The organism is Rhizobium sp. USDA 4016 (genome assembly GCF_056279705.1).
In genome coordinates, this window is the sequence record NZ_JBWCCY010000004.1 from 1089572 (window position 1) to 1103314 (window position 13743).

General features: G+C 60.6%; 14 protein-coding genes. 11 read left to right on the forward strand and 3 right to left on the reverse strand.

Annotated elements, in window-relative coordinates:
• Positions 1-21: 21 nt before the first annotated feature.
• A complete protein-coding gene (glpK, locus tag ACZ9DP_RS20505; RefSeq protein WP_476203418.1) occupies positions 22-1515 on the forward strand; it encodes a glycerol kinase GlpK in 1494 nt (497 codons plus the stop codon).
• Positions 1516-1545: 30 nt separating this feature from the next.
• Here the strand turns inward: glpK and ACZ9DP_RS20510 are convergent, their stop codons facing one another.
• Complete coding sequence (locus ACZ9DP_RS20510; protein ID WP_476203419.1) at positions 1546-2571, reverse strand: acyltransferase family protein; 1026 nt, start codon at positions 2569-2571, stop codon at positions 1546-1548.
• A gap of 165 nt (positions 2572-2736) precedes the next feature.
• Here ACZ9DP_RS20510 and ACZ9DP_RS20515 point away from each other — a divergent pair, with 165 nt between their 5' ends.
• The 7 genes from ACZ9DP_RS20515 to map all read left to right on the forward strand — a co-directional run bounded on the left by ACZ9DP_RS20515 (position 2737) and on the right by map (position 8331).
• The gene (locus tag ACZ9DP_RS20515) at positions 2737-3198 is read left to right on the forward strand and encodes a nuclear transport factor 2 family protein (protein WP_074069113.1); all 462 of its coding nucleotides are present in this window, start codon (positions 2737-2739) and stop codon (positions 3196-3198) included.
• Between the two features lie 15 nt (positions 3199-3213).
• Positions 3214-3768: a TetR/AcrR family transcriptional regulator gene (locus tag ACZ9DP_RS20520; protein ID WP_476205428.1), complete on the forward strand. Its 555-nt coding sequence runs from the start codon at positions 3214-3216 to the stop codon at positions 3766-3768.
• A 141-nt stretch (positions 3769-3909) separates the two neighbouring features.
• Complete coding sequence (locus tag ACZ9DP_RS20525) at positions 3910-4284, forward strand: YciI family protein (RefSeq protein ID WP_074069112.1); 375 nt, start codon at positions 3910-3912, stop codon at positions 4282-4284.
• A complete protein-coding gene (locus ACZ9DP_RS20530; protein ID WP_194727634.1) occupies positions 4281-5540 on the forward strand; it encodes an RNA polymerase sigma factor in 1260 nt (419 codons plus the stop codon). The genes ACZ9DP_RS20525 and ACZ9DP_RS20530 overlap by 4 nt, the downstream gene beginning before the upstream one ends.
• 103 nt (positions 5541-5643) lie before the next feature.
• Positions 5644-6111 (forward strand): SRPBCC family protein, encoded by a 468-nt coding sequence (locus ACZ9DP_RS20535; protein ID WP_074069110.1) that lies wholly within the window; start codon positions 5644-5646, stop codon positions 6109-6111.
• Positions 6112-6469: 358 nt separating this feature from the next.
• Entirely contained in the window at positions 6470-7531 is a 1062-nt protein-coding gene (locus ACZ9DP_RS20540; RefSeq protein ID WP_194727633.1) for an LLM class flavin-dependent oxidoreductase, read from the forward strand.
• Positions 7532-7572: 41 nt separating this feature from the next.
• Positions 7573-8331: a type I methionyl aminopeptidase gene (map, locus tag ACZ9DP_RS20545; protein WP_039845544.1), complete on the forward strand. Its 759-nt coding sequence runs from the start codon at positions 7573-7575 to the stop codon at positions 8329-8331.
• Positions 8332-8440: 109 nt separating this feature from the next.
• Here the strand turns inward: map and ACZ9DP_RS20550 are convergent, their stop codons facing one another.
• Positions 8441-9031 carry a PadR family transcriptional regulator gene (locus ACZ9DP_RS20550; protein WP_194727632.1) on the reverse strand — a complete coding sequence of 197 codons (591 nt, stop codon included), beginning with the start codon at positions 9029-9031 and terminating at the stop codon, positions 8441-8443.
• Positions 9032-9188: 157 nt separating this feature from the next.
• On the opposite strand from ACZ9DP_RS20550, the gene ACZ9DP_RS20555 reads away from it, so the two are divergent.
• Both ACZ9DP_RS20555 and sbmA read left to right on the forward strand, forming a co-directional pair.
• Positions 9189-10370, forward strand: coding sequence for a YbfB/YjiJ family MFS transporter (locus ACZ9DP_RS20555; RefSeq protein ID WP_476203420.1), 1182 nt, complete (start codon positions 9189-9191; stop codon positions 10368-10370).
• Positions 10371-10490: 120 nt separating this feature from the next.
• Positions 10491-11756 (forward strand): peptide antibiotic transporter SbmA, encoded by a 1266-nt coding sequence (gene sbmA / locus ACZ9DP_RS20560; protein WP_283068744.1) that lies wholly within the window; start codon positions 10491-10493, stop codon positions 11754-11756.
• 219 nt (positions 11757-11975) lie between these two features.
• Here the strand turns inward: sbmA and ACZ9DP_RS20565 are convergent, their stop codons facing one another.
• Positions 11976-12974, reverse strand: coding sequence for a polysaccharide deacetylase family protein (locus ACZ9DP_RS20565; protein WP_476203421.1), 999 nt, complete (start codon positions 12972-12974; stop codon positions 11976-11978).
• Between the two features lie 120 nt (positions 12975-13094).
• Here ACZ9DP_RS20565 and ACZ9DP_RS20570 point away from each other — a divergent pair, with 120 nt between their 5' ends.
• Positions 13095-13679, forward strand: coding sequence for an NnrU family protein (locus tag ACZ9DP_RS20570; protein WP_476203422.1), 585 nt, complete (start codon positions 13095-13097; stop codon positions 13677-13679).
• Positions 13680-13743: the final 64 nt, after the last annotated feature.

The following is a 13743-nucleotide window of genomic DNA, read 5'->3' on the forward strand; positions in this document are numbered from 1 at the left end:
ATGCGCATGGGAGGGACAGGCGTGAGCGGATATGTTTTGGCGATCGATCAAGGCACGACATCGACGCGGGCGATCATTTTCGATAGCGAGATGAGGATCGCCGGCGCGGGCCAAAAGGAGTTCACGCAGATCTATCCGCGTTCCGGCTGGGTCGAACACGATCCGGAGGAGATCTGGGATTCGGTGGTCTCCACCATCCACATGGCGCTGCGCGAGGCGAAGATCGAAGCCAAAGACATCGCGGCACTTGGCATCACCAACCAGCGCGAGACTGTTGTCGTCTGGGAACGCGAGACCGGCAAGCCGATCCAGAACGCCATCGTCTGGCAGGACCGCCGCACGGCGAGCTACTGCGACAATCTCAAGCGCCAGGGCCTCGAAAAGACGTTCACGAAGAAGACCGGGCTGATCCTCGATCCCTATTTCTCCGGCACCAAGCTTTCCTGGCTGCTGGCCAATGTGAAGGGAGCTCGGGCGCGTGCCGCCAAGGGCGAGCTTTGCTTCGGCACCATCGACACCTTCCTGATCTGGCGGCTCACCGGCGGCAAGAACTTCGTCACCGACGCCACGAATGCCTCGCGCACGTTGATGTACAATATCGCCGAGAACAAATGGGACGAAGACCTGCTCGAAATCCTGCGCGTGCCGGCCGCCATGCTGCCGCAGGTGAAGGACTGTGCGGATGAGTTCGGCGTTGCCGATGCCTCGATATTCGGCGCCGCGATCCCGATTCTCGGCGTAGCCGGCGATCAGCAGGCCGCGACCATCGGACAGGCATGCTTCGAGCCTGGCATGATGAAATCGACCTACGGCACAGGCTGCTTCGCGCTCTTGAACACCGGCGCCGACTTGGTGCGCTCCAAGAACCGGCTGCTCACCACGATCGCTTACCGCCTAAACGGCGAAACGACCTATGCGCTCGAAGGCTCGATCTTCATTGCGGGCGCGGCCGTGCAGTGGCTGCGCGACGGCCTCGGGATCATCGACCGCGCTTCGAGGACCGGCGAGCTTGCGGAACGGGCCGACCCGACACAAGAGGTCTATCTCGTCCCCGCCTTCACCGGACTTGGCGCGCCGCATTGGGACCCGGAGGCGCGCGGCGCGATCTTCGGCCTCACCCGCAACAGCGGTCCAGCCGAATTCGCCCGCGCGGCGCTCGAAGCGGTCTGCTACCAGACCCGCGACCTGCTTGATGCCATGCAAAAGGACTGGAAGAACGGCAAGGACGACACGGTGTTGCGCGTCGACGGTGGCATGGTCGCCTCCGACTGGACGATGCAGCGGCTGGCAGACTTGCTCGAAGCTCCCGTCGATCGCCCGGTCATCCTCGAAACCACCGCCCTCGGTGCTGCCTGGCTTGCCGGGAGCAGGGCGGGTGTGTGGCCCGACCGCAAGACCTTCTCCGCCACGTGGAAACGCGACCGGCGCTTCGAGCCGGACATGGATGAGAAGACGCGGGCCGCGAAGGTCAAGGGATGGCGCAATGCTGTGAAGCGGACGCTGAGCGAACTTTAGCGTTTGTTTTGGCGCAGGCTATCGCCCGCTTCAAGCGGCAATCGCTTGCCGCTTGCGCCTTGCGGGGGGAACGTAGAGCCAGCCGGCGCCGCTGCGATCGGCAACGGCCTTGATGGCGAGCGACAGGCCGATCGCGACGATCGCGACAAGAGGCGCGGTCACATAGCCGCTTGCCGCGTTCGCCTTCACCAGCGTTGCGATCGCCGCCACCAGCAGCGAAACAATCATGACGTGCGTCACATAGACCGGAAGCGTGTTACGCCCGAAATAGGCGAAAGCGTGCCGAACTGGCTGCAGCCGCGACATCAGTACGGCGGTTCCGCAAAGCCATGCCAGACCGGCGATGGAAGAGAGCAGCGCCCAACTGCCTTTCTCGATGGCCTGTAGCCGCCAGCGCAACAGATAGAGTGCCGCAAACAGCAGGAAGCCGCCGAATGCCATCAGAAGCGGGCGCTGCGTGATCGTGCCGACCACGGATTTTCCGTACCAGCAACCGAAGAGGAAGAAGACAAAATACTGCAGCACATTGCGATGGGTAAAGAGATCGATCTGCAGATGCTCGCCGAAAGTCAGGATCGAGACCATGGCGGCGATCGCGATCGTCGTCGCATGATGGGCGGAAGAAAGAAGCTTCGTGGCGACCATGAAGATCGCCAATGCCCAGATGAACCAGATGCCTGTATTGGGCGCCCACCACATCTCGATCAGCTGGTAGGGATCGCTGCCTTCGGCCGGTACCAGGGCATTGGTCTGGATATAATGGAAGAACAGCCAGCGCGCGGTGCTCCAGACGGCGAAGAGATAGATGAGAAGCCAGATCTTCCGGCTCAGGAAGTCGCGCCAGGGCGCCCGTACGGCCGATGCCGCAAGAAAGCCGGAGACGGTGAAAAACAGCGGCATCCGGATCGGCGTCATGATGCCGCTGATGCGGGCATAAATGTCCGGCGCAATCTCGTGGAAGTCGTGGTAGAGGAGCGTGTGGTAGATGACCACGAGGATGATCGACATTCCCTTGGCGATGTCGAGCCAATCGATGCGGGTCTTTTCCTGCCGCATGGTTCCCTCTCTTAACCGTGCACTGCAGCAGGAAACAAATAGACGAAATGCGTCAAAAGCGTGGGCGTATCGCCAATCTCTTCATGGGATGGAACGCGCAGCACGGCCGCTTGCTAATTCTGTACTGATAGGTACAATCCATTCTAATCAGTACAGGAGTTGATCATGAGTGCACTCGTCCCGCCTTTCACACTGGAAACCGCAACGCAGAAAGTCCGCATGGCAGAAGACGGCTGGAACAGCCGCAATCCGGAAAGGGTATCGCTCGTCTACACGCCGGACAGCAGCTGGCGGAACCGGGCGGAATTCATAAACGGCCGCGCGGAGATCGTTGCGTTCCTGACGCGCAAATGGGCAAAGGAGCTGGATTATCGCCTGATCAAGGAGCTCTGGACCTTCGGCGAGAACCGCATTGCCGTGCGCTTCGCCTATGAGTGGCATGACGACAGCGGCAACTGGTTTCGCTCCTACGGCAACGAGAACTGGGAATTCGATGCAGCGGGCTTGATGCAGCGGCGTTTCGCCTGCATCAACGATCTGCCGATCAAGGAATCGGACCGCAAATTCCACTGGCCGCTCGGCCGGCGGCCGGATGATCATCCCGGCCTCTCCGACCTTGGTCTCTGAAGGAAGGTGGCAGCTCTGAGAACGCTCTACGAACGCGCTGATGTCGTACCGTTGCTTGCGGAAATCTTCCGCGAGCTGGGCTTCGAAGGGGCGACGCTCAGCCGGATCACCGAGCGGACGGGCATCGGCAAGGGCAGCCTCTATCACTTCTTTCCCGGTGGAAAGGAAGAGATGGCAGCAGCCGTACTCGCCGATGTCGACACCTGGTTCGAACAATTCGTTTACGAGCCGCTGCGCCGCGACGATCCTGCCGAAGCGATCGCGGCAATGTGGAAGAACGCCGACGCCTATTTCCGCTCCGGCGGCCGTATCTGCCTGGTCGGCGCCTTCGCGCTGGATGAAACCCGTGAACGATTTGCCGCCACCATCAACGGCTATTTCCAGCGGTGGATCGATGCGCTCGCCGGTGCCCTTGTCCGCAGCGGCCGCCCGGCCAGCGAGGCGAGGGCGACGGCGGAGAACGCCGTGCTCGGAATACAGGGGGCTCTTGTGCTGTCGCGTGCGCTCGATGACAAGGCCATGTTCAAGCGGGCGCTGGATCAGATGGCGAAGCGGTTGATCACGTCTTGAACATAGCCGGTGCGGCAACGCGGCTGCCGGCGCTCGCGGGTCTTTCACCATTACGGCTTGCCGATCTTCTCAACGATAATTTTTGCTGCGCCCTGTCGGATGCCGGGTTACTTCTTCGTCATTGAGGAAGAGGAGTGAGAGATGCTTTACGCAATCCTTTGCTATGCCAATGAAGAGACGGTTTTCTCCTGGTCCAAGGAGGAAGAAGACGCCGTCATGGCCAAGCTCCATGCAGTGCAGGCCCCCGTCGCTCGGGCCGGAAGACTCGGTCCGACTGGCCGGCTGATGCCGACGACAGCGGCGACCACCGTGCGCAAGGGCAAGGAAGAACCGCTCGTGCTCGACGGTCCTTTCGCGGAAACCAAGGAAGCGCTTCTCGGTTTTTACGTCGTCGATTTTGAGACCCTGGACGAGGCGATCGCTTTTTCGAAGGAGCTGTCGGCGGTCAATCCAGGCTCGACGTCCTATGAAATTCGGCCGTTTTACGTTTTCCGGCCCGGAGAAGCCTCGACATGACGGATATCGCCTGGATCGACGTTGCGCTGACTGCTGCCCGGCCGAAGGCGCTGGGCGCGTTGCTGCGTTACTTCCGCGATCTCGACATTGCGGAAGAAGCGTTTCAAGAGGCGTGTCTGCGGGCAATCCGCACTTGGCCGGACAAAGGCCCGCCGCGCGATCCGATCGCTTGGCTGATCTTCGTCGGCCGCAACAGCGGTATCGACGCCGTGCGCAAGCAGGCAAAGACCCAAGCGTTGCCGGACGAAGACCTGATTTCCGACAAGGAGGATGCCGAAAGCGATATCGCCGACCGGCTGGACGAATCCAACTATCGCGACGATATCCTGCGGCTGCTCTTCATCTGCTGTCATCCGGATCTGCCGGCCACCCAGCAGATCGCGCTGGCATTGCGCATCGTTTCCGGGCTCTCCGTGCAGCAAATCGCGCGGGCCTTTCTCGTCGGCGAAAGTGCCATGGAGCAGCGGATTACCCGCGCCAAGGCACGCGTCGCGAAAGCCGGCGTGCCGTTCGAGACGCCGGGTCCCGAGGAGCGGGCGCAGCGTCTGTCGATCGTCTCGACGATGATCTACCTGATCTTCAACGAGGGCTATTCGCAGGGCGATCCGAAACGCGAGGCTGCCGCCTTCAGCGACGAGGCGATCCGGCTCGGCCGTCTCCTGCTTCGCATCTTTCCGGGCGAGCCGGAGATCATGGGGCTCTTGGCGCTGATGCTGCTGCAGATCTCGCGGCGCGACGCGCGCTTCGACGCAAATGGCGAACTGGTGCTGCTCGAAGATCAGGACCGCTCGCGTTGGAATCATGCTTTGATCAACGAAGCGCTGAATCTGCTCGACAAGGCGATCCGCCACCGCCGGCCCGGACCCTATCAGTTGCAGGCGGCAATTGCGGCTATCCATTCTCGGGCGAAGCGAGCTGAAGACACGGACTGGGAAGAGATCGATCTGCTCTACCGCGTGCTCGAGCGCCTTCAGCCGTCCCCGGTCGTCACGCTCAACCGGGCGGTTGCGATTTCGAAGCTCAAGGGACCGGAGGAGGCCTTGCGGCTTGTCGAAACGCTCGGTGAAAAGCTCGACGGCTATTTCTACTATCATGGCCTGCGCGGCGGCCTGCTGAAGCAGATGGGCCGGGCGAGGGAGGCGCGCGAAGCCTTCGACCGCGCGATCGCGCTTGCAAATTCCGCTGCCGAAGCGGCTCACATCCGCCTGCAGATCGACAAGCTGCAGAGCGAGCCGGCACACCCGGTTGCGAAATAAACTTCAAGAAATAATCGTGGGCGATGTCGGAACGGCAAATGGCGACACGTCTTTGTAACAACCTGATGGAAAACAGGTTTCGCTCAACAGGAGGAATGCCGAAATGATTGCCGATGCAAAACATGAACTCGTTCTCGTCCGCGAATTCGATGCCCCGCGCGAAAAGATATTCAAGGCCTGGACCGATCCGGAACTTATGAAGGAATGGTTCGTCCCGCGCCCCTGGACCGTGTCCAAGGTCGAAAGCGACGTTCGCCCGGGCGGTTCGAGCCTTGTCGTCATGCGCAGCCCGGAAGGCCAGGAATTTCCAAACCACGGCGTCTATCTGGAAGTCGTCGAAAACGAGAAGATCGTCCTGACTGACGCCTATACCAGCGCCTGGGTTCCATCCGAAAAACCCTTTATGACCGCCGTGGTGCTTCTCGAAGACCTCGGCAACGGCCGGACCAAGTACACCGCCAAGGCACTGCATTGGCGGGCCGAAGACAAGGAAGAGCACGAAAAGATGGGCTTCCACGAAGGCTGGGGCAAGGCTGCCGATCAGCTCGCCGAGCTTCTGGCCCGCATCTGACTTTCCGCAATGGAGCAGGAGATCGGTGCTGAACGCCGCTCTCCTGACCGGTCATGATCATTGTAAAGCTGTTCGGAAATTGATTCCGTTGAAGCTGCGAAGTGGTTCATTTTACAGTAGAAATGCGAGTTTTTCGCCCGCTGACGTGCTGTGGCTGTTCCTTGGCGAGCACAGGAATCCAGCCCGCTTGCGTCCGCAAGCCGAGAAACTCTGCAGCCTGCCAGAGGACTTGCAGCTTCCCATTCAAGTACCGGGCAATGACCCATCAACTCCATCGAACGGTCCGTTCCAGAATTTCCGGTTGCCCTCCGCTGCTTGTCTTCTTATCTCCATGGGCACATTCAACGGGATGCCGATTATGGAATTGGGCCTTTATACCTTTGCCGACGTCAATCCGAACCCTGAGCGCAGCAAGGGTGCGGAGGGAGCCGATCGGCTCAAGCATCTGATCGAGGAGATCGAGCTTGCCGATCAGGTGGGGCTCGACGTCTTCGGGCTCGGCGAACATCATCGGCCCGACTATGCAGTCTCCGCGCCCGCCGTTGCGCTTGCCGCGGCTGCGGTCAAGACGAAGAATATCCGGCTGACCAGCGCCGTGACCGTGCTCTCCTCGGACGATCCGGTTCGCGTGTTCCAGCAGTTTGCGACGCTTGACCTGATTTCCAACGGTCGTGCCGAGATCATGGCAGGACGCGGCTCGTTCATCGAATCCTTTCCGCTCTTCGGCTACAACCTCGAAGACTACGACCAGCTTTTTGAAGAGAAGCTTGATCTGCTGATGACGCTCCGCGAAAGCGAGACCGTCAAATGGCAGGGCGAGCTGCGGGCGCCGGTCAACGGCCGCGGTGTCTATCCGCGCCCGCTGCAGGACCCGTTGCCACTCTGGATCGCTGTTGGCGGCACGCCGCAATCGGTGGCGCGCGCCGGTGCGCTCGGCTTGCCGGTGGCGCTTGCGATCATCGGCGGCGAGCCGCGCCGCTTTGCACCGCTCTTCGATCTCTATCGCGAGGCTGCGCGCCGGGCAGGGCAGGACCAGGCGAAGCTGAAGACCAGCATCAACGTCCACGGTTTCATCGCCGACACGACGGATGCGGCCGCCGATCAATTCTACGGCCCGCAGGCGGAGGTCATGAACCGCATCGGCCGCGAGCGAGGCTGGGGACCGACGAGCCGGGCGCATTTCGATATGTCGCGCGGCCCTTCCGGCGCGCTCTTCGTCGGAGACCCGGAGGTCGTGGCCGAAAAAATCGTCGCACATCACAAGATCTTTAGGAACGATCGCTTCCTGCTGCAGATGGCCATCGGCCTCATGCCGCATGATCAGGTGATGCGGGGCATCGAGCTTTACGGCACGAAAGTGGCCCCGCTTGTCAGAAAGGCATTGACTGACAAGGGCGAAGGGGCGAAAGCCACGGCCTGAACCCGCAATGGCCTGCGCCTTGCGGCCGGCCGGGAAAAGCGATGGTAATCGAAAACGACGACGAACTGGTAAAGCTCAAGGAGATCGGCCGCATCTGCGCCAATGCCATTCAGGTGATGGCGGCAGCAGTCGAGCCCGGCATGACGACGCTGGAACTCGACCAGATCGGCCGCAAGGTGCTGGAAGATGCGGGCGCGCGTTCGGCGCCGGAATTCTGCTATCAGTTTCCGGGTGCGACCTGCATCAGCGTCAACGAGGAAATCGCCCATGGCATTCCGGGATCGCGCATGGTCCGCCCGGGCGATCTCATCAATATCGACGTCTCGGCCGAAAAGGACGGTTTCTTCGCCGATACCGGCGCCTCCTTCACCGTGCCGCCGGTCAAGCCGAAGATCGAGAGGCTCTGCCGCGACGGCAAGCGGGCGCTCTGGGTCGGCCTCAATCAGGTGAAGGCCGGCGAGCCGCTGGCGAAGATCGGCAAGGCCGTCGGCGCCTTTGCGGCAAAGAACCGCTATACACTGGTCGCCAACCTCGCGAGCCACGGTGTCGGCCGCTCGTTGCACGAGGAGCCGGCCGAGCTTTCCACCTGGCCCGATCCTTCCGAAAAGCGGATGATGACCGAAGGCCTCGTTTTTACCGTCGAGCCTTTCCTGTCGCTCGGCGCGACATGGGCCGAAGGCGGCGACGATGCCTGGACGCTCTACGCCGACCCGCAGGCCCCAACCGTGCAGTTCGAGCACACGGTGGTGGCGACCCGGAACGGGCCGCTGATTTTGACGCTGCCGGATGGCGGGGTTTAGCGGCGATTTCTCGCGAGGTAGTGTCACCCTAACCAACGAGCTCTAATCCTTGGCCGGTGGCCAAGCACAAGATTTCGTATCCTCTCGCCTGTGGGAGAGGAAGCCTGCCTTACCGCTTCGTCTCCGGCTTGCCACCCTGCAGAATTTCCGTGGCGGCGCGTTCCAGGATGCCGGCGATGCGGGCGGCTTCTGCATTCGACCACGGGTAACGCATCCTGAGTGCGGCACGCAGCAGTGTGCGGGCGGCGCGAATGTCGCCGTTGTCGCGCATCAAATCCTCCTCGTCCTCGGCGTCGCGGTGGCGGCCGTGGTGGTCCGGATCGAACATGCGGTTGACGAAAGCCATCTTCTCGCCGATGCGCTCGAGCTTGTTCAGCGTGTGCTGGATCATGGCGCGATTCTCCTCGACTTTTTGCCTGCCGCGTTCGGTGATCTTGTAGAGCTTCTTGGTGCCTTCGATCTGGACTTCCGCCAGTTCCGTCTCTTCGAGATAGGTCAGCGCAGGATAGATGACGCCCGGGCTTGGAACGTAGAATCCGCCCGAGCGCTCCTCCAGGGTCTTGATCAGCTCGTAGCCATGACGTGGCCGCTCGTCGAGCAGCGCCAGCAGCACCAGTTGAAGATCACCAGCCGAAAACTTGCGGCCCATTCCCATCCGCATCGCTTCACCGAACATACCGCTACCTCTGAAACCTCTCATGGTTCGTTCCTTTGTCACTCGATGTATCGTTCACTATATCGTAAAACATATATTGTAAGATATGTCGTTTCAAGAGGCGCCGAGGATTTGTGGAATTGATCGATCGATCAGATTTTCTCGTTTGTCCCGGCTGTTGTGCAGCGCGATAAAGCCAAGCATGTTGGTACGCAGCGATACCGAACCAGTGAACCTCTTCCGGACGGCGCTTGCCGGCATGATCGCGATGTCGGCGGCCATGGGTTTCGGGCGGTTTTCCTATACGCCGATCCTGCCCGGCATGATGAGCGGCGTGCCGCTTTCGGCGGCCGATGCAGGCTTCATCGCTTCGGCCAATTTCGCAGGCTATCTCGCGGGCGCCGTGCTTGCCACTTACAGCTGGGCCGCTGGCCGCGAACGCAAGGTCGCGCTCTCGGCGCTTCTGGCGAACGCGCTGCTGCTTGCCGCCATGGCCGCCACGAATTCCGTTCCGGTCTTCGCTACCATCCGTTTTCTGGCCGGATTGGCAAGCGCATTTGCGATGATCTTCACCTCGTCGATCGTCTTGAGCCATGGCGCTGCGGCGGGCAACGATCACGTTCAGGCGGCGCATTTCGGCGGCCCGGGGGCTGGCATTGCGCTCTCTTCGGTCATGGTGATGCTGATCGGTCTCATCTTTGCCGGCGCCTCCGGCTGGCGAGCCGACTGGATCGGCGGTGCGATCTTTTCGGCAATCAGCTTCGCCGCCGTCTGGCTTTTGCTGCCATCTGCGCCGATACGCTCAGGCAATGCCGGCGTGGAGCCGCCGATCGTCTGGAAACCGCCGGTGGCCCTGCTCACGCTTTCCTATGGCATCTTCGGTTTCGGCTACGTGATCACCGCGACCTTCCTTGTCACAATCGCGCGCATGGACGCGGCGGGGCAGACGGTCGAATTCCTCTGCTGGTTCATCGCTGGGCTCACGGCAGCCGTTGCGCTTTTTGCATGGCGGCCGCTGGTATATCTGCTTGGCCTCGGCTGGGTCTATGTCGCCGCCCTGCTGATGGAGGCGGGCGGGGTTCTCGCGACCGTGCTTTTGCCGCATTCGATGGCGCCGCTGATCGGCGGCGCTCTCTTCGGCGCCACCTTCCTCGCCATCACCGCCTACGGGCTGCAGATCGGCCGCAAGCTGGCTCCGGAAAGCGCGCGCCGAATCTTCGCGACAATGACCGCCGCCTTCGGTCTCGGCCAGATCATCGGCCCCATAGTTGCCGGCTGGATTGCCGAGCAGACCGGCAGCTTCACCATGCCAACTTTTATCGCTACCGCAGCCCTCATCCTGTGCGCCACCCTCGTACTGCCCGTCATCAAGAGATTGGGATAAGCCGTTACAAATGCGTAACAATGGGCCGAACCCATTGCTGCCTTCTTCGAACTGCCATAGTTTCCGGCACAATCAGTTAGCTGATACTCCCAAGATTCCAGTTCAGGAAAGCGACTGCTCGTGTTCCATTCCTTCTTCCCGCAGCCGAAACTCTTCTTCCCGTCAGTAGCCATCTGGGCACTTATCTGTATCGCCATTTGGTATGGCGTCGGAGAATCGACGGGACTTTCTCTTGGTTTCGGTCCGCTTCCCGAGGGGCAGGCGCCCCCAATCGGACTCGACTTTTTCCTCTTGCCCGACAATCTGTTTTTTTATGCTTTCTTCCTGATATGCGTTGGTCTCTTCTGCGGTTTTTGGCACCTGCGAGCGAAAGACCATCCTTGGAGGATCTGGTCCGTTTGGGGTTCTGCGCTCATTATCATGGCGACATATTTCGGGGTTCAGATTTCCGTTGCCATCAACAACTGGCGCCGTCCGTTTGGTGATACGTTGCAGAATGCGCTAGCGAAAACGGCCCCTGTCACCGTCTGGGACTTCTATAGCCTTATGCTGATCTTTGCGCAGATCGCGTTTCTCAGCATGTTCGTTTCAATCATCACCGACTTCTTCACCAGCCATTATGTGTTTCGCTGGCGAACGGCCATGAATGATTTCTACATGTCCAAGTGGGAGAAGCTTCGCCATATCGAGGGTGCTGCGCAGCGCGTTCAGGAAGATACGATGCGTTTCTCGAGCATTCTTGAAGGTCTTGGCATCAACTTGATCAATTCGGTGATGACGCTCATCGTCTTCCTGCCGATCCTGTTTGCCCTTTCAAGTTACGTCTCAGAACTGCCGATCGTCGGTGAAATTGGGCATACGCTGTTCTGGCTGGCACTCTTCTGGTCCGCGTTCGGAACGGTGCTTCTCGCCGTCGCCGGTATCAAGCTGCCGGGATTGAACTTCCGCAACCAGCGCGTGGAAGCTGCTTACCGCAAGGAACTGGTTTACGGCGAAGATTATGCCGACCGGGCCCAGCCGCCGACGGTCAACGAGCTGTTTGCGAACGTCCGCCGCAACTATTTCCGGATGTATTTCCACTATCTCTATTTCAACGTTGCCCGCTACTTCTATCTGCAGGCCGACGCGCTGTTCGTGACCTTCATGCTAGTGCCGACGATCGTGGCGGGAAAGATCACCTATGGTATCTATCAGCAGATCCTGACGGCCTTCGGCCAGGTCAGCAACTCCTTCCAGTATCTCGTCAATTCCTGGACGACGATCATCGAGCTTCTGTCGATCCACAAGCGTCTCAAGGCCTTCGAGGCGGCGATCGACGACGAGCCGTTGCCGGAGATCGATCAGCGCTATCTGGAGCGTGAGGGCGTCGTCCAACCGGACGGCTAAGACTTGGGTCGCGCTAAGCTGGAGCGTCCCGTTTGCGGCAACCCCTCATCCGCCTGCCGGCACTCGTGGTGACGTTTGCGTCACTCGAAAGATGGAGGGCGGCGGTGTCGCTGATAAGAGTGGCGCCGCTTTGCTCTTCTCCCCAGCGGGGAGAAGGTGCCCGAAGGGCGGTCGAGGGCGCGGCCGGCAGGAGTTTCAAAGGGCGCGCAGAGGCGTCGCTCAAAGCCCCGAAGTTTCCTGTTCGTGCAATTTCCCGCGCGCCTCGATCATCGGGATCGCTTCCGCGTAGCTGACGCAGGCGACATCCGTTCGGCGGCAGACGTCGCTCACCAGGCGGTCGAGCGCGCGCCAATAGGCGCCGCCGTTCATTTCCACGAAGTGGAACCCGAGCTGGAGGGGAATGCGGTCTCCGGCATATTGCTTGTCGAATGCTTCTTTGAAAGCCACGTAGGCGCGCTCTTCGAAGACCTTGCTGTCGGTCTTGTCTTCTTCGCCCTTGGAGTGGCGGATGAAGAGGTTGTAATCCATGCCGATAACCGGCTTTTCCTTCGGACCTTCGGGGATCAGCGGCAGGCCGAAGCGGATGATGCCGTCTTCGACGACGGGCGTGGCCGGACCCTTGGTGACGAGGCTGGCGTCATAGGAAAAGCCCGCCTTCTTCTCCGCAGCGATCATGTCGCCGCCCGCCGTCGCGGAAAGATAAGGTGCTCGAAAACCCTTGATGCCGCGCTCGACCAGATCCTGCCAGCCTTGCGGCTCTTTGAGGTCGACGCTTTTCCAGGCGTTCTTCAGCGTCGCCTTGAAAGTCGCGTATTCGGCGGACCAATCGGCCTCGCTCCATTTGCGGCCGTCGAAATGGCCACAGGCGTGGCTCGAAATATCGTGGCCTTCGAGATGCGCATGCCAGATGTTGCCGAGCCGCTCGCGGATTTCGTCGTCGCTTTGGGCAAAGCCGACATTGGACTTTCCGCGTTTCTGATGTGGGGCTTGGTAGGCTTTCTTCGCAACCTGATTCATCAGGAACGTGCAGGAGAGAAAATAGGTGAAGTGCGCGCCATTCCTTGCTGCCATCTCGCGGCTCTTCTGCCACAGCGCGTTGTCATGGGCGCCATCGAAGGACACGATCACCAGCTGCTTCGGCGGCTGGTCGGCTGCCTGGGCGGGAAGGGAGGTGACAAAGGAAAAGGCGAGGCAGGCAGAAAAAATGAAACGAAACATGGGCACCGCGAAAATTTGTTTGCGGCTTTCCTGTTACAGAATTGCGGCAAAGCTGCGGTGCCGCTGGCATTTTCCTGCAGCTACGGCTAAGCCTCGGGTAACGGATAGGAGACGCGCGCCATGGCCTTGCTTATCGTCGGCATCATACTTTTCCTCGGTATCCATCTGGTGCGGGTGGTCGCGCCCGGTTTCCGCCAATCGATGATCGCAAGCCTCGGGGAGAACGGCTGGAAGATCGCCTATTCGATCGCAAGCCTTCTTTCGCTGATCCTGCTGGTCTACGGTTTTGGCCAGGCGCGGCAGGTGACCGGCATGCTGTACATGCCGCCGGTGTGGATGGCGCATATCGCCGTGACGCTGATGCTGATTGCGCTCATCTGTCTGGCCGCCTCGCTGCTGCCGGCGGGGCACATCGCGGTTCGGACCAAGCATCCGATGGTGCTCTCGGTGAAGATCTGGGCGCTTTCGCATCTGATTGCCAATGGCGAGACCTCGTCCGTTCTGCTGTTTGCGGCCTTCCTCGCCTGGGGCGTCATTCTCCGCATCTCCCTGAAGCGGCGCGAGCGGGCGGGCGAGTTGACGCTGCGGCCCTTCGTTTCAGCCAAGTATGATCTTTATGCCGCCGTCATCGGCGTTGTTGCCTGGGGGCTGCTGATCTGGAGAGTGCACGAATGGCTGATCGGCGTTTCGCCGCTTGCCGTGTGACGAATCTTTGCGATCCCCCTTACAAGTGGCGCAAAATGGAGTAGAAGGCCCCACAATATGCGGC